Here is a 19,384-nt window from a genome sequence, read left to right as displayed (position 1 = left end):
GATGACGACCGAGTACAGCGGCACCGGCGACCCCGCGCGCAGCCTCGCCCTGCTCTGGCGTACCCGCGAACGCACCAGCCGCAAGGGCCGGCCCGACCTGTCGGTGGACCGCATCGTGCGCGCCGCCATCGAGGTGGCCGATGCCGAGGGCCTCGCCGCCCTGTCCATGCGCCGCGTCGCCGAACGCCTCGGCGTCGGCACCATGTCCCTCTACACCTACGTCCCGGGCAAGGGCGAACTGCTCGACGTCATGCTCGACACCGTCTACGGCGAGACCGCCCGCCCCGACGACGTGCCCGGCGGCTGGCGGGAGCGGCTCACCCACGTCGCCCGCGAGACCTGGGCGCTCTACCTGCGCCACCCCTGGCTGCTGCAGGTCGCCACCACCCGCCCCCCGCTGGGCCCCAACGTCATCGCCCGCTACGAGTACGAACTGCGCGCCGTCGACGGCATCGGCCTGACCGACCTGGAGATGGACGCCGTCGTCACCCTCGTCTCCGGCTACGTCCACGGCGCCGTGCGCAGCGCCGTGGAGGCCGCCCAGGCCGCCGCGCGCACCGGCATGACCGAGCAGCAGTGGTGGCAGGCCCACGCCCCCTACCTGGAGAAGGCCCTCGACCCGCGCCGCTACCCCCTCGCCGCCCGCGTCGGCACCGCCGCCGGCCAGGAGTACCAGGCCGCCGCCAACCCCCACGGCGCCTTCGAGTTCGGCCTGGCTCGCATCCTCGACGGCATCGAGGTCCTCGTCGCCACCCGCCCGGACGCCGCCGCCACGACCGGCGAGCGATAACCTGGCCGACATGACGATGCGCCCCATCAGGATCATCGGTGACCCCGTGCTGCGCACCCCCAGCGAGCCCGTCACCAGCTTCGACGCCGAACTGCGCGCCCTGGTCACCGACCTGATGGACACCCTGCTCGGCGCCCCCGGCCGCGCCGGCGTCGCCGCTCCCCAGATCGGCGTCAACGCCCAGGTGTTCGTCTACGACGCCGACGGCCACCGCGGCCACCTGGTCAACCCGACGCTCGAGCTGTCGGAGGAACTGCAGGACGACGACGAGGGCTGCCTGTCCATCCCGGGGCTCTACTTCCCGACCAGGCGCGCCCTGCACGCCACCGCCCACGGCTTCGACCAGCACGGCGAGCCGCTGACCATCTCCGGCAGCGGTTTCCTCGCCCGGGCCCTGCAACACGAGACCGACCACCTCGCCGGCCGCCTCTACGTCGACACCCTGCGCGGCGACACCCGCCGCAAGGCGCTGCGGGAGATCCGCGCCGGCCGCTTCGACTCACCCAGCCGCCGCGGCTGACCCGCCCGCACCCTGCACGCCCCCGACGCCCTGGTCGTCGGGGGCGTGACTCAGCTGTCGTGGGGGCGCAGCGCGTACTCGCCGTAGTCGGCCACCCGGGTGAAGCCCAGCCGCCCGTAGAGCCGCAACGCCGCCGCGTTGTCCGCCTTCACGTTGAGCGTGACGTGCGTGACGTGCTCGCGCAGCCGCCGGCACAGCGCGGCCACCACCGCTCCGGCCAGCCCCCGCCCGCGCAGCCGGGGATGGGTGGTCACGTTGCCCAGCGCCGCCACCCGGTACGCGGGGGAGAACACGTGCACCCCGGCGACCGCCACCAGCTCACCGCCGTCGCGCACGCCCACGTACTGGCCGGTGTCGAGCATCCGCGGGTCGAACCAGTTGCCCGGGTAGGCCACGTCGTACAGCCGGCGCAGCGCCGGCAGGTCGTCGGCGTCCAGCACCGATCCCGCCGGGGTCACCGTGTCCAGCCGCGCCGCGTCGGTCAGGGCCATCCGGTGGTGCGGGCCGGCCGCGTCCATCCGGAACATCCCGGCCAGGGCCGGCTCCAGGCCGGGGGACAGGTGCGCCCACAGGCGGGCCGGCAGCACCGGCGCCATCTGGCGCAGCAGCGCCGCCAGCCGGTGCACCCGTGGCGGGGCCGCGAACGCCAGCAACGTGGGCGGGTCCGCGCCGTGGTAGAGCAACGCCACCTCCTCGTCGTGGCGGAACCAGGAGGTGTACGGCCAGAAGAAGTCGTCCAGGTCACCGAGCTGGTACGCGTGCAGCACCGGGTCCCGCCCGAGCAGCGCGGCCAGGACGGTCCGGTCGTGTTCGGCGCGTACCGGCATCCGCCGATGATCACACATCCGGCGCGGGGCGCTCCGCCCGACGCCGGCGTGCTCAGCAGCCCGACGGGGTGGCCGCCTCCGGCTCGGCGGGAAGGTTCTCGTGCGCCCACCGGCCCAACGCGTCGAGCACCGGCAGCAGTGCCGCGCCCGGCCCGGTGAGCTCGTAGCTCACCCCCACCGGGGGACCCTGCCGGACGCTGCGGCTGACCAGCCCGATCCGCACAAGCTCGCCCAGCCGGTCGGAGAGCACGGACTCGCTGATCCCGGGCAGGGCGCGGGTCAGCTCGGCGAAGCCGGCCGGCCCGTCGGCGAGGGTGCTCAGGAGCATGCCGTTCCACCGCTTGCCGAGAAACGCGAAGGCCCGGGCGACGCCCCCGTCACACGTGCGGGGCGTGTCGCCCACCTGTGGCCTGACCGTCATGACCCCAGGATACGGCGGACATCCCCCGAACAAGGGACTAGTAAAAAGCTAGCTGCTACCGTAGCCGAAGCAAGTCCGCCGATTCGATGGAGACACCCCGATGACCGACGTCCACTCGCCCCTGATCAACCTGGACCCCGAGGCCCAGGCGCTGCTGTTCACCGACGCCCGCACCGCCAACACCTTCACCGACGAGCCGGTCACCGACGAACAACTCCAGGCGATCTTCGAAATCGCCAAGTTCCCACCCACCGCCGCCAACACCCAGCCCCTGCGCATCCTCTACGTGCGCCCCGGCGACGCCCGCACCCGCCTGGTCGCCCACATGAGCGAAGGCAACAAGGCCAAGACCGCCAGCGCCCCCATGGTCGCCGTACTCGCCGCCGACACCGACTTCCACGAGTTCATCCCGCAGGTCTTCCCCATCCGGCCCCAGATGCGCGACGACCTCGCCGACAAGCCCGAGGCGCGCGAGCGCATGGCCCGCTTCAACGCCACCCTCCAGATCGGCTACTTCCTGCTCGCCGTCCGCGCCGCCGGCCTCGCCGCCGGCCCCATGGCCGGCTTCGACGCCGCCGCCATCGACCGCGAGTTCTTCGCCGACAACACCTGGAAGACCCTGCTCGTGGTCAACATCGGCCGCCCCGGCGAGAACGCCTGGTTCCCCCGCCTGCCCCGCCTCGACTACACCGACGTCGTCCGACACGCCTGACCCGGCGACCACCGGGGGACCGACGAGCAGTGGGTGGCGACCGTCAGGCCGCCACCCACTGGTCGAAGCCCAACTTGCCGACCAACGCCAGCACCACCACCAACAGCACCACCCGCACGAAACCCGAGCCACGCCGCAACGCCATCCGCGCCCCCAACGCCGCCCCGGCGATGTTGCACACCGCCATCGCCGCCCCCAGCAGCCACCACACGTGCCCCGTCGCCGCGAACACCGCCAACGCCCCCAGGTTCGTGCCCACGTTCACGACCTTCGCCATCGCCGAGCCGTGCACGAAGTCCGCCCCCACCAGCGCCGTGAACGCCACCACCAGGAACGTCCCCGTACCCGGACCCACCAGCCCGTCGTACAGGGCGATACCCACCCCCGCCACCGCGACCGCCACACCCACCCGCACCCGGGTACGCCGATGCGGCTGCGCCACCACCCCCAACCGCGGACGCAACACCACGAACGCCGCCACCGACACCAGCACCACCAGCACCACCGGCCGGTACGCCGACGCCGGCACCGCCCCCGCCAACGCCGCACCCACCCCGGCGCAACACATCGCCAGCACCGCCGACGGCCCCGCCACCGCCCAGTCGATCTTCGTGCGGCGCGCGTACGTCACCGCCGCCGTCGTCGTACCCGCGATCGCCGTCAACTTGTTCGTGGCCAACGCCGACGCCACCGGCATCCCCGGCGCCGCCACCATCAACACCGGCAACAACAGCAGACCACCACCACCCACCACGGCGTCGATCCAACCGGCCATCGCGGCCGCGGCGAGCAGGGTCGTCAACGACAGGGGATCCACATCCACGGGCCGCCATTCTGCCCACCACCACCCACCCCACGACGCCGCCTGTGGCCAGCCTCACCGGAACCGCAGGTCACCGACCCCGCGCCCGACGCAGCCACACACCCACCGCCGACAACGCCACGAACAACAGCACCGAGCACAACAACACCTTCAACACCCGGCAACCCTCCCACGGCCACGTAGGGTGCAAGCGTGCGCCTGGCCACCTTCAACCTGCTGCACGGCCGATCCCTCGCCGACGGACTCGTCGACCCCGACCGGCTCACCGCCGCCGTCACCGCCCTCGACGCCGACGTCCTCGCCCTACAGGAAGTCGACCGCGACCAGAGCCGCAGCGGCAAACTCGACCTCACCGCCATCGCCGCCCGCGCCCTCGACGCCAGCGAACACCGCTTCGCCGCCGCCGTCGTCGGCACCCCCGGCGAACAGTTCCGCCCCCTCACCCACGACGACGACGGACACGGCGAACCCTGCTACGGCGTCGGCCTCGTCACCCGCCACCGCGTCCACACCTGGCAGGTCACCCGACTGCGCCCCGCCCCCGTACGCTCACCCGTCTACGTCCCCGGCCCCCGCGGCGGACTCATCCTCCTGCGCGACGAACCCCGCGTCGTCCTCGCCGCCGTCCTCGACACCCCACACGGACGGCTCACCGTCGCCGCCACCCACCTGTCCTTCGTCCCCGGCTGGAACGCCCACCAACTCCGCCAGACCGTCCGCGCACTGCGCACCCTGCCCGCCCCACGGATCCTCCTCGGCGACCTCAACCTGCCCGCCGGCGCCGCCCGACTCCTCACCGGCTGGCACCCCCTCGGCCGCCGCCCCACCTACCCCGCCGGGCAACCCCGCGTCCAACTCGACCACATCCTCGCCGACCGCCACAGCCTCGACCAGCTGCCACCCGTCACCGCCGTACACACCCCCCTGTCCACCATCTCCGACCACCGCCCCCTCCTGGTCGACCTCGGCTGACCGCGCACACCGCAGGGGAGGCGACACCACTCACCAGCGGTCGCGTCACCGTCACCCCACCCAGCGTTGACACCAACCCGCCACATCGGCGAAGGTCTCTGGCGTGACGGCACCCACCCCAGGCCCGACGAGCCACCACGACCCCACCACCGAACACCACCGGTACGTCATCATCGGAGCCGGACCAGCCGGCATCCAACTCAGCTACTACCTCCAACAGGCCGGCTGCGACTACGTCACCCTCGAACGCGCCCCCGCACCCGCCGAATTCTTCCGCCACTTCCCCCGCCACCGCCGGCTCATCTCCCTCAACAAGGTCCACACCACCAGCACCGACCCCGAGATCCGCCTGCGCTGGGACTGGAACTCACTGCTGCACGAACCCGCCGACCTGCCCTTCGCCAAGTACAGCAGCGAATACTTCCCCCACGCCGACGACATGGTGCGCTACCTCACCGACTTCCAGCGCTACCACCAACTCGCCGTACGCTTCGACACCCCCGCCAACCGGATCGAACGCCTCGACGACGGCTTCCTCGTCCACACCCCCGACCGCGTCCTGCACTGCCACTGCCTCATCGTCGCCACCGGCTGGGGCCGACCCAACATCCCCGACATCCGCGGCATCGAACACGCCACCGGCTACGAGGACATGCACACCGACCCCGCCGCCTACGCCGGCCAACGCGTCCTCATCCTCGGCAAGGGCAACTCCGCGTTCGAAACCGCCTCCGCGATCCTCGGCCACGCCGCCATGATCCACCTCGCCAGCCCCCGCCCACTACGCCTGGCCTGGAACACCAAACACCCCGGAGACGTCCGCGGCCACCACGGCGCCGTCCTCGACAGCTACCAGTTCAAGACCCTGCACTCCGTACTCGACTGCGTCATCGACGAGATCCGCCCCCTCGACAACCGCTACCAGGTGCACCTCACCTACACCCACGCCGACGGCGAAACCGCCGTCATGGACTACGAAACCGTCCTGCGCTGCACCGGCTTCACCATGGACACCAGCCCCTTCGACCCCACCTGCCGACCCGACATGGTCCCCAGCGGCCGCATGCCCACCACCACCGGCGACTGGCAGTCCACCAACATCGACGGCCTCTACTTCGCCGGCACCCTCGCCCAGGACCGCGACCTCAAGAAGGCCTCCTCCGCCTTCATCGACGGATTCCGCTACAACCTGCGCACCCTCACCGCCCTGCTACGCGAACGCTACGACGGCGTACCCCTGCCACACACCCTCGTCGACCCCGACCCCGACACCCTCACCACCCTCGTCCTCGACCGGGTCAACTGGAGCTCCGCCCTCTGGACCCAGTTCGAATTCCTCTGCGACGCCCTCGTCGTCGACCCCCACGGCCAGCTACGCCACTACACCGACCTGCCCGAAGACCACGTCCGCGCCCGCTTCCACGACCACCCGCACTATTACACCGTCAGCCTCCGCTGGGGCCGCGACGACTACGGCGACGTCTTCGCCATCGAACGCCACCCCCAACCCGACCGCGCCGCCGAAAGCGCCTTCATCCACCCCGTCATCCGCCGCTACCACGGCGACACCCTCGTCGACGAACTCCACCTGCTCGAAGACCTGCTCGCCGAATGGCGCCGCCCCGACCGCCACGTGACACCCCTGCGCGACTACTTCACCCGCGAACTGCACCGCCACCGCTGACCCGCACGCCCCACCACCGGGCCAACCTCGACCACACACCTACGCCGGCTGCAACTCGCCCACCACCGTCTGCGCCACCAGAAAATCCACCACATCCGTCAACCGACCCCGCCGACCCGCCGCCGCCCGCTGCCGCACCGCACCACCACCCACCGCCAACAACCGCTCCGACCAGCCCCGCACCAGATCCTCGTCCCCACACGCCCGCAACACCGGCGCCAACCACGCCACCACCTCACCCAACACCTCCCGCGCCGGACGCAACCGACCCGAACCGACCTCCGGCAACGAACCCGCCAACCCGTCACGCGCCGCCCGCCAGTACGCCGCCCGCAACCACTCCCCGGCAACCTCCGGACCGTGATCACCCCGATCCACCGCCTCCAACCCCCGCACCACCAACGCCCGCACCAACGCCGCCACCAACGCCGACTCCTGCGCCGACACCGGCACGTCCGACACCCGCACCTCCAACGTCGGATGCGTCACCGACGGCCGGATGTCCCAGAACAACGTCCCCGGATCCACCACCGCCCCCGCCGCCGACAACATCTCCACCACCCGCTCGTAGTGAGCCACCGACGTGAACCGCGGCGGTGGCCCCGCCACCGGCCACCGCGACCAGATCATCGACCGCCAACCCGCATAACCCGAATCCCGCCCCTCCCAGAACGGCGAATTCGCCGTCAACGCGATCAACAACGGCAGATACGCCCGCAGATGATTGCTCACCAGCAACGCCCGCTCCCGATCCGGCAACTCCACGTGCACGTGCAACGCACAGATCGCCAACTCGTCGTGCAACCCCCGGAACGTCGCCGTACCCCGATCCTGCCGCGGCCCCCGCGTCACCGGCGGCGCCGTCGCACCCGGCAACACCGGCGTACCGGTCGCCACGATCCGCAACCCGTCGACCGCCGCGCACTCCGCCACCACCCGACGAGCCTCCACCAACTGCTCCAACAACCCCCGCACCGACGCCGTCGGATCCGTCCTTGTCTCCACGTGCAACGTCGTGATCTCACCCGACACCCGCGAACCCAACCGCGCCACGGCCCGATCCACCACCGCCCCCGCACCCGGCACCACACCCCGACTCACCGGATCGACCAGCAGGAACTCCTCCTCCACCCCCAACCGCGGACCCGACACCACACCATCCCCGCCGACCTGCACCGGCACCACGGCCTCCACTCACGACACCCGGGCGAGCGCCCGACACGGACAGGCCGACAGGGTAGCCCGAACCAGTGACCAACGGGACACCCACAGTCAGTACGCCGACGCGGCAGCCACCACCGGGACACGCCACACCCGACCCCCTGTGGCAAGCTGACCCCAGACGCGACTGGCGGCCAGAGGATGGGCACCAAACCATCGGGGAGCTCCACGCGCGGAGGTCGACCGCCTGGGCCCCGCCGGCAGAGGAGCACCATGCCCACCGCCCGACTCCTGCCCGGCACCCCCGTCGCCGACCACATCCTCACCGACGTCGCCGCCGGCGTCACCGCACTGCGCGCCGCAGGCACCACCCCCGGCCTCGCCACCATCCTCGTCGGCGACGACGACGCCAGCGCCGGCTACATCCGCATCAAGCAACGCCAGGCCAGCGAACTCGGCTTCGCCTCACCCCACGTACACCTGCCCGCCACCGCCACCCAGGCCGACCTGCACCACGCCATCGCCGACTTCAACACCGCACCCGACGTGCACGGACTGCTCATCCAGCACCCCATCCCCGCACACCTCGACTACGACCGCGCCCTGCAGACCATGGACCCCGACCTCGACGTCGACGGCATGCACCCCCTCAACATGGGACGCCTCGCCCTCGGCCTGCCCGGACCCCTGCCCTGCACACCCGCCGGCATCGAAGCCCTGCTCGCCTTCCACGACATCCCCGTCGCCGGCCGCGACGTCGTCATCCTCGGCCGCGGCGCCACCCTCGGCCGCCCCCTCGCCCTGCTGCTCACCCAGAAACGACCCACCGCCAACGCCGCCGTCACCGTCGTGCACACCGGCGTCCCCGACTGGGCCACCCACACCCGCCGCGCCGACATCCTCATCGCCGCCGCCGGCGTCCCCGGCATCATCCAACCCGAACACGTCCGCCCCGGCGCCGTCGTCATCGGCGGCGGCGTCCGCTACGAAGGCCGACGCCTCCTGCCCGACGTCGCCGAAAGCTGCGCCGACGTCGCCGGCGCCATCACCCCCCGCGTCGGCGGCGTCGGCCCCACCACCGTCGCCATGCTCTTCCGCAACGCCCTCGACGCCGCCCGCCGCGCCACCGGCCACGCCTGACCGTCCCCGGCCCGGCGTCGGGGTCCCCGACGCCGGGCCGACCGCCCCTCGGCGGCCACGCCCGACACCCGCACGGGCCATGGGCGCGCGCTCCGACGAGCCCGCCGGCCGGGCACCGCGCTCCGCGACGCCCGCCGCGTACCGCCTCACGACCGCGCGTCGCCCTCCGCCGCCACCAACCCCGCCAACGCCCGATTGGTGCGGTTGGACCGCACCGCGGCGCGCTGCTGCCCGGCCGTCACCTCGATGTACGTCTGCGACGACGCCAACGACGCGTGACCCAGCAACCGCATGATCTCCGCCGCGCTCGCTCCGTCCTCCGCCAACCGCGTCGCGAAGGTGTGCCGCAACGCGTGCAATCGCGCCCCCCGCGGCACCCGGTCGGTGATGCCCGCCCGCCGGTAGCAGGACTCCACCAGATACTGCAGCCCGCCCCGGCGCAGCGGCTCACCCTGCCGGTCCACCAGCAGCGGCGCGTCCGGCCGCACCGTACGCGACCCGAACCGCCGCACCCGGCTGTCCAGGTAGCCCGCCAGGACCCCGTCCAGCTCCGGCTCGATCGGCACCACCCTCGGCCGCCCGCCCTTGCCGGCCACGTCGACCCGCCGCTCGCCCGCACGGCCCGTCAACGATCCCACCCGCAGCGCCAGCAGCTCCGACAGCCGCAACCCCGCGCAGAGCGCCAACGCCAGCACCGCCAGGTCGCGCTCCGGCCACGGGTCGCGCTGCCGGCCCTCCTGCCGGGCCACCGAGGCGAGCAGCTGCTCGGGGGTGTCCGCGCCGCGCAGCGGCTTGGGCTGGGGGAGAGGCGCCCGGGGACGACCGACCGCCGGCATCGGGTTGCCGGCGACCACTCCATCGGCGACCAGGAAGGAAAAGAAACTGTTCCAGGTGGACCACGCCCGGTGCACCGACGCGGCCGCGCGGGGAGCGGCGAACCGGGCGAATGCCGCGCGCATGACGCGGGCGGTGAGGGCGGCGACGGGCAGCGAGTCAAGGGGGAGGGGAGGGGTGCTCTCCTCGGCCGCCAGTTCGGCGACGGCGCGCAGGTCCCGCCGGTACGCCTCCAGCGTGTGGGGGGAGGGCTTGCGGGTCGCGCGGGCCGTCAGGAACTCCTCGATGAGCCGCCGTACCGATTCGTCCTGTTTGTCATGCATAAGGGATATTATGCAGCATTTTCGGGTTCGCCGGCAACGGCGGGAGAGGGGAGAGCATGCGGCGGTACGTACTGACAGGTGCGCCGGGGGCGGGCAAGACGACACTCGCCGACGCGCTGCGTCGACGCGGGTGGGACGTCGTCGCCGAGGCGGCCACCGACGTCATCGCGGCCCAGCAGGGGCGGGGCGTCGCCGAACCGTGGCGGGAGGCCGGGTTCGTCGACGCCGTCACGCGGCTCCAGCGGGAGCGCCGCGAGGCGCCCGGGGCGTACGGGTCGGTGCAGTTCCACGACCGGTCGCCGCTGTGCACGTTGGCCCTCGCGCAATATCTGGGGCGCCCGCCGGGGCGCTTGCTCACCGAGGAGGTGCGGCGGGTGCTGCGGGACGGCGCCTACCAGCGGCAGGTGTTCCTGGTCGAGCCGCTGGGCTTCGTGACACCGAGTGCCGCCCGCCGGATCGGCTACGCCGAGTCGCTGGCGTTCGCCCGCGTGCACGAGAAGGTCTACCGGGCGCACGGGCACCACCTGATCGCGGTGCCGCCCGCGCCGGTGCAGGTGCGTGTGGCGCTGGTGGAGGCGCACCTGTGGCGCCTCGCCGACCTGCCGTCGGACCGAGCCGAGGGAGGGCCCGATCCGGCTTACTTGACATAATGTACATTATCGAATCACTGGCCACGGTCGGTCTGCCTGTGGTTTTGAGGCCTATGGCGCCGCGCCTTCGCCATCGTCCCGGTGATTCGTCAGGCACGCTCTCGTCACCGCGGCGCGGAACGCCGCGGTGAACTGGTCCGGCGCTTCCAGCCAGGGATGGTGGCCCGCGTTCGGGATGAGACGACCTCGCAGCCGAGGCGGGCTCCGAGTCGTCGCAGGGCCTCGGCGGGACGGCTGTCGTCTGCCCCACCGATGATCACGGTGCCGGCGGGAAGGCGCTCGCGCAGCTCGTCCACGTGCGATTCGAGCGGGTCCGCCCTCTTCGCGGCATTGAGCTGGCTGTTCATCGCGTAGTTGACGGGTCGCAGCGCGCGGGCCGACGCCAGTGCCCAGTCCCACGCTCGAGCCCGGTCGGCGTGGTCGGTGAACCACGACAGGGTGAGATACTCGATCTCTTCGGCGTCGGTGCGCGATGCGAGCGCGTCGAGTTCGTCGAGCCTGTGCTGCTGCTCGCCGGTGCGTCGTGCTCGCTGCACCGCCCGGTAGGCGTCCCGCCAGGGGTCCAGGAAGGGCCCGGCGATCTGTATCGACCCCGCCACGCGTTCGGGATGCGCCAGCGTGAAGTAGCCGGCCAGGTTGGTTCCGAACGAGTGCCCCACCAGGACGACCCGGTCATGCCCCCACGCGTCCAGCAACAGCGCCAGGTCCCGGACGTGGCGGGCGATCGTGTGCTCCCCCTCCCAGGCCGATCCGCCTGTGCCTCGCTGGTCGTAGCGGTGGACCAGGCACAGGTCTCCGACCAGGGCGGCGACCGGGCCGAGATGGTCCGGCAGTCCCGGACCCCCGTGCAGGACGACCAAGGGAGTGTCCGCGTGCTCCAGCGAGCCGGTGGTCCAGGTGCGCAGCTGTGCACCGTCGTCCATCTCGATCACTGCGGTCGGCATGGCCGCGAGCGTACGCATGCCGAGCGGCCGGATCCCGGCCCGCCGGGCGCTGCTCCCCCGCCACCATGAAGGCGCGGAGCGTTCGCAGTCGGCGCGGTTGGCGGGCCCGGCCCGACGCAGCGCGGGAGCGCCCGCCGGACCGGTGCCCGCCGGCGGCCTTGGTCAGGCGCCGACGTAGGTGGCGAGGTGTTCGCCGGTGAGGGTGGACCGCTTGGCGACGAGGTCGGCGGGGGTGCCCTCGAAGACGATCCGGCCGCCGTCGTGGCCGGCGCCGGGGCCGAGGTCGATGATCCAGTCGGCGTGTGCCATGACCGCCTGGTGGTGCTCGATGACGATGACCGACTTGCCGGATTCGACTAGCCGGTCGAGCAGGGCGAGCAGTTGTTCGACGTCGGCGAGGTGCAGGCCGGTGGTCGGTTCGTCGAGGACGTAGACGCCGCCCTTCTCGGCCATGTGGGTGGCGAGCTTGAGGCGTTGCCGCTCGCCGCCGGAGAGGGTGGTGAGGGGTTGGCCGAGGCTGAGGTAGCCCAGTCCGACGTCGGCGAGTCGGTTCAGGATGGCGTGGGCGGCGGGGATGCGCGCCTCGCCGGTGCCGAAGAACTCCTCGGCCTCGGCGACGGGCATGGCGAGCACCTCGGCGATGTTCCGGTCGCCCAGCGTGTATTCCAGGACGGCCGCCTGGAACCGCTTGCCGCCGCATTCCTCGCAGGTGGTCTCGACGGTCGCCATGACGCCCAGGTCGGTGTAGATGACGCCAGCGCCGTTGCAGGTGGGGCAGGCGCCTTCGGAGTTGGCGCTGAACAGTGCCGGTTTGACGCCGTTGGCCTTGGCGAACGCCTTGCGGATGGGGTCGAGCAGGCCGGTGTACGTCGCCGGGTTGCTGCGTCGGGAGCCGCGGATCGCGCCCTGGTCGATGACGACGACGCCGTCGCGGCCGGCGACGGAACCGTGGATCAGCGAGCTCTTGCCGGAGCCGGCGACGCCGGTGACGGCGCACAGGACGCCGAGTGGGATGTCGACGTCGACATCACGCAGGTTGTGCGCGGTCGCGCCGCGGATCTCGAGGGTGGCGGTGGGCGTGCGTACGGTCTTCTTGACGGCGGCCCGGTCGTCGAGGTGGCGGCCGGTGACGGTGTCGCTTTCCCGCAGTCCTTCGACGGTGCCTTCGAAGCAGATCGTGCCGCCGTGGGTGCCGGCGCCGGGGCCGAGGTCGACGACGTGGTCGGCGATCATGATGGTCTCGGGTTTGTGTTCGACGACGAGCACGGTGTTGCCCTTGTTGCGCAGTTGCCGCAGTAGGTTGTTCATCCGTTCGATGTCGTGCGGGTGCAGGCCGATGGTGGGTTCGTCGAAGACGTAGGTGACGTCGGTGAGGGACGAGCCGAGGTGGCGGATCATCTTGGTGCGTTGTGCCTCTCCCCCGGACAGGGTGCCGGAGGGTCGGTCGAGTGAGAGGTAGCCCAGGCCGATCTGCGTGAACGAGTCGAGGAGGTGTTGCAGCCCCTTGAGCAGGGGGGCCACCGGGGGTTCGTCGAGGTCGCGGATCCACTCGGCCAGGTCGCTGATCTGCATGGCGCAGACGTCGGCGATGCTCCTGCCGTTGATCTTCGATGCGCGGGCTTCGGGGCTGAGTCGGGTGCCGTCGCAGCTCGGGCAGGTCTGGAAGGTGACGGCGCGCTCGACGAAGGCCCGGATGTGGGGCTGGAGGGCGTCGACGTCCTTGGCGAGGATGGACTTCTGGATCTGCGGGATGATGCCGACGTACGTCAGGTTGATGCCGTCGATCTTGATCTTGGTGGGTTCCCGGTGGAGCAGGTCGTGCAGTTCCTTCTTGGTGAACTTGCTGATCGGCTTGTCGGGGTCGAAGTAGCCGCAGCCGCGGAAGATGCGCCCGTACCAGCCGTCCATGCTGTAGCCGGGGATGGTGAGGGCGCCCTCGTTGAGTGACTTGCCGGCGTCGTAGAGGGCGGTCAGGTCGATGTCGTTGACGGTGCCCATGCCCTCGCAGCGGGGGCACATGCCGCCGAGGCGGTGGAACGTCGCCTTCTCGGCCTTGGTCTTGTTGCCGCGTTCGACGGTGATCGCGCCGCTGGCGCGGACGGTGGGGATGTTGAAGGAGTACGCGTTGGGCGAGCCGATGTGGGGTTGGCCGAGGCGGCTGAACAGGATGCGCAGCATGGCGTTGGCGTCGGTGGCGGTGCCGACGGTGGAGCGGGGGTTGGCGCCCATCCGTTCCTGGTCGACGATGATCGCCGTGGTCAGGCCGTCGAGCAGGTCGACGTCCGGTCGGGTGAGCGACGGCATGAAGCCCTGCAGGAATGCGCTGTAGGTTTCGTTGATCATCCGCTGTGACTCGGCGGCGATGGTGCCGAACACGAGTGAGCTCTTGCCCGAGCCGGAGACGCCGGTGAAGACCGTGAGGCGGCGTTTCGGGATGTCGACGCTGACGTCCTTGAGGTTGTTCACGCGCGCGCCCTGCACGCGGATCAGGTCGTGGCTGTCGGCGATGTGGGCGGTTGCCTGGGTGTCCGTCCCCGTGGCGGTGCTCATCGTGTCTCCATCTGCTGCGCGGGGCCGCCGTCGCGGTCCGCGTCGAGGTGTTGCCTGGCTGGTGTCTGGGTGTGCCGGAGGGCTCAGTGCAGCTCGTTGATGCGGATCAGGTTGCCCGTGGGGTCGCGGAAGGCGCAGTCGCGGACGCCGTAGGGCTGGGCGGTGGGTTCCTGGACGACGTCGGCGCCGCTGGCCTGTAGCCGCTCGAAGAGACCGTCGAGGTCGTCGGTGGCCAGGGTGAGGGCGCCGTAGCTGCCCTTGGCGATGAGTTCGAGGATGGTGCGGCGTTCGTCGTCGGTGATGCCGGGTTCGGCGGCCGGCGGGTGCAGGACGATGGACGTGCCGGGCTGGTTGGCGGGGCCGACGGTGAGCCAGCGCATGCCGTCGTATCCGACGTCGTTGCGGACCTCGAAGCCGAGGGTGTCGCGGTAGAAGGTCAGGGCGGCGTCGGCGTCGGTGTGCGGGAGGAAGGCGTAGTGAATGGTGATGTCCATGCCGGTCAGGCTAGTTGCGGCTGCCTGGCGCGTGCTTCTCGATTCCTGATCGGTCTGGTCACCTGTTTCGCGATGCACGCTGGCATCTCCGCCGTCGCGTGAGCCGTCCGGGCGCGGTAGGTGCTCGGCGGCACACCGACCAGTTCGGTGAAGCGGGTGCTGAAGGTGCCCAGCGAGGAGCAGCCGACGGCGAAACAGACTTCGGTGACGCTGAGGTCGCCACGGCGCAGCAGCGCCATGGCGCGTTCGATGCGCCGGGTCATGAGGTAGGCGTACGGTGACTCGCCGTACGCCTGGCGGAACTGGCGGCTGAGGTGTCCGGCTGACATGTTCGCGCCGCGGGCGAGCGCCTCGACGTCCAGGGGCTGTGCGTACTCGCGGTCGATGCGGTCGCGGACGCGGCGCAGCCGGGCGAGGTCGCGTAGGTGCTGGTCGGCGGCGTCTCTGCTGGTCACCTGCGAGATCGTGCCACGTGTCGTCGGGGTTGCCCAGCAGGGTCGGCGGCCTGTCGCCGCCAGTGTGCCGGGTCATACCGTGTCGAGTGCGCGGTGCAGGCGTCGGGCCTCGGTGACGAGGCGGCCGGATCCGCCCCGGCCGGCGACGTCGACCAGGCCGGGCACGTCGATGCGGGTGCCGGTCGTGCTGGCCGTCTCGGCCGCGAGGCTCAGCAGGTCCGGCAGGCCGCGCGGGGGCTGGGGTGCGGCGAGTGCCGACGGCAGTGCGGCGGCGATCAGTCGCCACACGGTCAGCGGTGCTCGGGCCTGGGCGGCGTCGCGTAGTGGTTCGAGTGCCCTGGACAGCTTCACCAGTTGCCCGGCGACGAGTCGGCCGAGGTGTCCGCCCGTCGCGGTGGCGTCGAGCTGCCCGGCCGCGGCGAGGGCGAGCAGGGCGTCCAGGGCGGCGATCCGGTCGGTGCCGTGGCGGGCCGCGAGGCCGTAGGACAGGGCGAGGTCGAGGGCCGGTCCGCCGGGGCCGGTGGTTTCGGCGAGCAGCGGCAGCATGGTCGTGCCGCCGCGTTGGTCCATGTCCGCGGTGGCGGCCACGATCGGCAGGGCGTACGCGGCGACGACTGCCCGGTGTCCCGGCAGGGTCGACGGCAGCAGGTTCGCCCAGGCGGAGTGCTCGACACCGATCGGTGCGGGGTCGACGGTCAGCAGTCCGTACGGGTCGTCGTATCCGTCGGGTGGGCGCAGCTCGACGAGGATGCGCTTGGGCGGTAGTTGGTCGTACTCCCAGTCGTAGCCGTTGCGGCGGGGGCGTCGGGTGAGGGTGACGGCGCGCGTGACGGGTTGTGGCAGTCCGCCGGCGCGCAGCCAGGTGGCGAGCCGCTCCCCCGCCGGGGTGCCCAGCGCCGCGGCCTTGCCGGCGACCGTCTCGTCGGTGTCGGCGGGTAGGCGCAGCAGGGCCTGGGTGAGGTCCCAGTGCCAGGCTGGGCGGTCGCCGAGGGCCGCGAGGCGCTCGATCAGGGTGAGCGGGTCGAGGGTGCCGTTGGCGTGGGTGGGGGTGGCGAGCAGGCCGGGGTGTCCCGGCTCGGCGAGGTGCGCGCCGATCTCGGCGAGGCGGGCTCGGAGCAGCCGGTGGGGTGGGGGCACCCGGGGGTCGGTGGTGACCAGTTCCGGCTGCGGTGTCTGCCGGTCGGTGCGGCGCAGCGCGGTGAGCAGTGTCTCCCACCGGCTGCGTCGGCGGGCCTGCTGGTCGGTGGTCGGGGCGGTGGTGAGGACGTCGACGACCACCTCGGACAGGGAGAGGGGGTCGTGGCGGTGTTCGTTGCCCCAGGACCAGTGGCAGCGTTCGACGACGGGGGCGAGGGCGGCGTGCACCCGGGCGCCGTCGGTGGCGGAGAGCCGGACCAGCGCGTCGAGGATGCGGTCCAGCGGTGTGCCCTGTGACGGGGTGCCGAGCAGGGCGGCGACCTCCTCGGCGAGTTCGTCGACGTCGGTGATGGGGGCGGGTGCCGGTGCCGGTGGTGCGGGCGGGGGCAGGTCGTCGCCGCGGGGCCGGGCCTTCGCTGGGCCGATGCCGCCCGCTGTCGGGTCGTGTCCGTGGCGGGTGGCGAGGGTGTTGGCGCGGTCGCGTAGCTCGACGGCGGGGTGTTCGGCGGCGACGGCGATGACCTCGGCGACCTGGGCCGCCCGGTCGCGGTGGTGGCGGGCTAGCCGGTCGAGCCAGGTGAGTTGGGCCTTGACGAGTGCCTTGTCCGGTCGCAGCAGCACGTCGCGGGAGGTGTCGAGGACGGTGTCGATCTCGAGGTCGGGCAGGTCCCGTAGGGCCTTCTGCGCCATGGTGGCGGCCGGCGCCGGCGCGTCGGCGAGCAGGCGGAGGTAGTCGGTGGCGCGGGTGGCGACCTCGGTGGTGGTGGGTTCGAGTTCGGTGAGCAGGATGGTGAAGGCGCGCAGGGCCGACGCCCGGTCGCCGCGCAGCAGCCGGCCGATCGCGCCGTCGATCAGGACCGTCCGGTCGATGGTCCCTTCGGTGGCGAGCTGAGCCAGCGCGGTCGGCAGGACGTGGCGTCGTCGTTCGTCCCAGGTCGTGGTGACCTCGTCGAACGTCATGCGCAGGCCGAGGCCGTCGATCTCGAACAGCCGGGGCAGCATGGCGTCGAGGAACGGGTCGTCGCGGAGCCGTTCGATCAGGGTTGCCGGTCGGCCGGCGCGTCGCCGGTCGGGCAGTTGCACCGAGTCCAGCCACAGTTCGACGAACCGGTCGTTGGCCGGTGCTGTCGTCCCGGTGACGCGCAGCAGCGCGGCGGCGAACCGCCAGTGTTCGATCCCGGTCTGCTGGTTGATCTTCGTGGCCAGCCGGTGCGCCAGGTCGCCGAGCCAGGTGATGCCACGTTCCTCGGCGACCGTGGACATCAGGGCGGCGGCGCGTTCGCCGTCGGGGTTGACCGTGTTGCGGGCGAGGATCGTCGCGGCCTGCGCGGCGGTGGGTAGGCAGCCGACCACGGCGACGGCCAGGGCGGTGCCGGAGCCGGCCGTCCACCAGGTGGTGCGTTGCCGCTGTTTGAACCAGGTCGTCACCTCGGCGCCGATCTCCCGGCGGCGCTGCTCCGGCAGCCCGGCCAGGGCCGCCACGATCTGGCTGGCGGAGGCGTTCTGGATGAGGTCGAACAGGTCGCTGGTGCCGCCGGCGGCCAGTTCCCGTCGCCGCCGTACGGCGCTGTTGATGAACGCCTGCTGTGCGTTTCTCACACCCGCTCCTCCGCCCGCGCGGCGGTCGACATGCGGGTGGCCAGCGCGTGCCGGCACGGCCCTCGTTGGCCGCGATGCTTGGCCCACCAGGGGCAGGTGCAGGTGAAGTCGCCGCCGGGCAGTTGGCGGACCCGGTAGACCTGGTCGCCGCTGTGGACGGTGGCGGTGGTGGCGGTGTCGAGGTGGACGGCGCCGGCGTCGCGCAGCGCCCGGGCGCCGACGAGGCGGGGGTTGTCGCGTTCGGCGCGGCCCGCGTCGTAGGGCATGACCCGGTGGAAGTACGCGGCCTCGGAGACGTCGTAGCCGACGCGGCCGGCGGTGCCGAGCTGGGCGAGCGCGGCGCGGACGCGGGCCGGGTCGAGGCCGGTGTCGGTGGCCAGCCGGTCGACGTCGATGGTGGGATCCCAGGAGAGTACGGCGGCGACGAGGTTGGCGTCGTCGGCGACATCGTCGCTGGCGAGGGCGGTGAGGGCGGCGCCTTCGCCGGAGAATCCGCGGTACGGCTCGGGTGAGAGGGTGAGGGAGAGGCGCAGGGCGCCGGTGTCCAGTTCCCAGGTGCTCGGTGTGGGTGCCGAGCCGGTGGCGACGGTTGGTCCGTACACGCGCAGGGTCTGGGCGAAGCGCAGCATGGCGCGGAGGGCGGTGAGTCGGCTCGCTCCGGCCAGGCAGACGGCGCCGGGGACGGGTCGGGAGGTCAGTCGCAGGGATCGGCCGGCGGGCACCGCCCAGAGGACCGAGCGGTCGCTGGTGGTGGGGAGTCGGCGCAGGAACGTGGCCGCCTCGGTGGCGGGGATCTCGGCGCGGGGTTCGAAGGTGGCCGACAGGATCTGCACCTCGGCGAAGCCGCGCAGCCAGCGCGCCGGGAGGGGGACCTTCTTCTCCACGATGGGGCCGTTCATGGTGGCGACGGTCAGGTCGTCGGGGCCGACGGACAGGTGCAGTGGGTCGAGGCCGCCGACGCGGGCCAGTGCCTCGCGAAGTGGGTTGTTGACGTCGACGTTGGTGGTGCCGTGCTCGATCACGTCGCCGTCGAGGCCGGCGGGCAGGGTGTCGAGGCGGGCGTAGACGCCGCAGCAGCCGGAGAAGGATTCGAACCGGAGCCGGTCGCGGCTGCCGGTGACCACCGGGTCGAGGCTGGCGGGGCTGACGGGCCGGTGGTAGCGGGTGCGGGCGACCTCGGCGACGGCGAGCAGGCCGGCGGCCGCCGCCTGGGGGGTGGTGAGGAACCCGGTGAAGAATCGGGGGTGGGGTGCGGGTCCGCCGCTGGTCTGCAGGCCGAGGCCGTCGCTGGCGAGGGTGGAGGATCCGAGGTACCGGTACGTCTGCGTTGCGCTCACGTCGGCGGACG

The 19,384-nt window shown here is 72.1% G+C and carries 18 protein-coding genes; 7 read left to right on the top strand and 11 right to left on the bottom strand.

What is annotated here, in order from left to right:
- The first annotated feature begins 1 nt into the window (after nt 1).
- Together OG989_RS22640 and def are read left to right on the top strand one after the other, a co-directional pair.
- Complete coding sequence (locus OG989_RS22640; protein WP_327028359.1) at nt 2-790, top strand: TetR/AcrR family transcriptional regulator; 789 nt, start codon at nt 2-4, stop codon at nt 788-790.
- A gap of 10 nt (nt 791-800) precedes the next feature.
- On the top strand, nt 801-1,310 hold the full coding sequence (gene def / locus OG989_RS22635) for a peptide deformylase (RefSeq protein ID WP_327028358.1): 510 nt from the start codon (nt 801-803) through the stop codon (nt 1,308-1,310).
- A 50-nt stretch (nt 1,311-1,360) separates the two neighbouring features.
- Here the strand turns inward: def and OG989_RS22630 are convergent, their stop codons facing one another.
- Together OG989_RS22630 and OG989_RS22625 are read right to left on the bottom strand one after the other, a co-directional pair.
- A complete protein-coding gene (locus OG989_RS22630; RefSeq protein ID WP_327028357.1) occupies nt 1,361-2,137 on the bottom strand; it encodes a GNAT family N-acetyltransferase in 777 nt (258 codons plus the stop codon).
- A 52-nt stretch (nt 2,138-2,189) separates the two neighbouring features.
- The gene (locus tag OG989_RS22625; protein WP_151456047.1) at nt 2,190-2,558 is read right to left on the bottom strand and encodes a winged helix-turn-helix transcriptional regulator; all 369 of its coding nucleotides are present in this window, start codon (nt 2,556-2,558) and stop codon (nt 2,190-2,192) included.
- Nucleotides 2,559-2,658: 100 nt separating this feature from the next.
- On the opposite strand from OG989_RS22625, the gene OG989_RS22620 reads away from it, so the two are divergent.
- A complete protein-coding gene (locus OG989_RS22620; protein ID WP_327028356.1) occupies nt 2,659-3,270 on the top strand; it encodes a malonic semialdehyde reductase in 612 nt (203 codons plus the stop codon).
- Between the two features lie 43 nt (nt 3,271-3,313).
- Here the strand turns inward: OG989_RS22620 and OG989_RS22615 are convergent, their stop codons facing one another.
- Nucleotides 3,314-4,087 (bottom strand): sulfite exporter TauE/SafE family protein, encoded by a 774-nt coding sequence (locus OG989_RS22615; RefSeq protein WP_393168629.1) that lies wholly within the window; start codon nt 4,085-4,087, stop codon nt 3,314-3,316.
- A 198-nt stretch (nt 4,088-4,285) separates the two neighbouring features.
- Between OG989_RS22615 and OG989_RS22610 the strand changes: the two genes are divergently transcribed.
- Both OG989_RS22610 and OG989_RS22605 read left to right on the top strand, forming a co-directional pair.
- A complete protein-coding gene (locus tag OG989_RS22610) occupies nt 4,286-5,065 on the top strand; it encodes an endonuclease/exonuclease/phosphatase family protein (RefSeq protein ID WP_327028354.1) in 780 nt (259 codons plus the stop codon).
- Nucleotides 5,066-5,168: 103 nt separating this feature from the next.
- Entirely contained in the window at nt 5,169-6,749 is a 1,581-nt protein-coding gene (locus tag OG989_RS22605) for an NAD(P)-binding domain-containing protein (RefSeq protein WP_327028353.1), read from the top strand.
- Between the two features lie 39 nt (nt 6,750-6,788).
- On the opposite strand, the gene OG989_RS22600 is transcribed toward OG989_RS22605, so the two are convergent.
- The gene (locus OG989_RS22600; protein WP_327028352.1) at nt 6,789-7,943 is read right to left on the bottom strand and encodes a carboxylate-amine ligase; all 1,155 of its coding nucleotides are present in this window, start codon (nt 7,941-7,943) and stop codon (nt 6,789-6,791) included.
- Nucleotides 7,944-8,183: 240 nt separating this feature from the next.
- Between OG989_RS22600 and OG989_RS22595 the strand changes: the two genes are divergently transcribed.
- Complete coding sequence (locus tag OG989_RS22595) at nt 8,184-9,050, top strand: bifunctional 5,10-methylenetetrahydrofolate dehydrogenase/5,10-methenyltetrahydrofolate cyclohydrolase (protein WP_327028351.1); 867 nt, start codon at nt 8,184-8,186, stop codon at nt 9,048-9,050.
- Between the two features lie 146 nt (nt 9,051-9,196).
- Here the strand turns inward: OG989_RS22595 and OG989_RS22590 are convergent, their stop codons facing one another.
- Nucleotides 9,197-10,207, bottom strand: a complete 1,011-nt coding sequence (locus OG989_RS22590) for a tyrosine-type recombinase/integrase (RefSeq protein ID WP_327028350.1) — start codon at nt 10,205-10,207, stop codon at nt 9,197-9,199.
- Between the two features lie 56 nt (nt 10,208-10,263).
- Between OG989_RS22590 and OG989_RS22585 the strand changes: the two genes are divergently transcribed.
- Nucleotides 10,264-10,857: an AAA family ATPase gene (locus OG989_RS22585; protein ID WP_327028349.1), complete on the top strand. Its 594-nt coding sequence runs from the start codon at nt 10,264-10,266 to the stop codon at nt 10,855-10,857.
- Nucleotides 10,858-10,961: 104 nt separating this feature from the next.
- Here OG989_RS22585 and OG989_RS22580 read toward each other — a convergent pair whose 3' ends face one another.
- From OG989_RS22580 to OG989_RS22555, 6 genes are all read right to left on the bottom strand, one after another.
- Nucleotides 10,962-11,801, bottom strand: a complete 840-nt coding sequence (locus OG989_RS22580) for an alpha/beta fold hydrolase (RefSeq protein ID WP_327028348.1) — start codon at nt 11,799-11,801, stop codon at nt 10,962-10,964.
- Nucleotides 11,802-11,963: 162 nt separating this feature from the next.
- Nucleotides 11,964-14,351, bottom strand: a complete 2,388-nt coding sequence (locus OG989_RS22575; RefSeq protein WP_327028347.1) for an excinuclease ABC subunit UvrA — start codon at nt 14,349-14,351, stop codon at nt 11,964-11,966.
- Nucleotides 14,352-14,434: 83 nt separating this feature from the next.
- Complete coding sequence (locus OG989_RS22570; protein ID WP_327028346.1) at nt 14,435-14,845, bottom strand: VOC family protein; 411 nt, start codon at nt 14,843-14,845, stop codon at nt 14,435-14,437.
- Between the two features lie 5 nt (nt 14,846-14,850).
- The gene (locus OG989_RS22565; RefSeq protein ID WP_327028345.1) at nt 14,851-15,300 is read right to left on the bottom strand and encodes a helix-turn-helix transcriptional regulator; all 450 of its coding nucleotides are present in this window, start codon (nt 15,298-15,300) and stop codon (nt 14,851-14,853) included.
- A 72-nt stretch (nt 15,301-15,372) separates the two neighbouring features.
- Nucleotides 15,373-18,036 (bottom strand): DUF6493 family protein, encoded by a 2,664-nt coding sequence (locus tag OG989_RS22560; RefSeq protein WP_327028344.1) that lies wholly within the window; start codon nt 18,034-18,036, stop codon nt 15,373-15,375.
- Nucleotides 18,033-19,373 (bottom strand): SWIM zinc finger family protein, encoded by a 1,341-nt coding sequence (locus tag OG989_RS22555; protein ID WP_327028343.1) that lies wholly within the window; start codon nt 19,371-19,373, stop codon nt 18,033-18,035. Before OG989_RS22555 ends, OG989_RS22560 begins: the two co-directional genes overlap by 4 nt.
- Nucleotides 19,374-19,384 lie beyond the last annotated feature (11 nt).

Origin of the sequence: Micromonospora sp. NBC_01740 (assembly GCF_035920365.1) — a bacterium.
GTDB lineage: Bacteria > Actinomycetota > Actinomycetes > Mycobacteriales > Micromonosporaceae > Micromonospora > Micromonospora reichwaldensis.
This window is presented reverse-complemented; position numbering and strand designations above follow the sequence as displayed.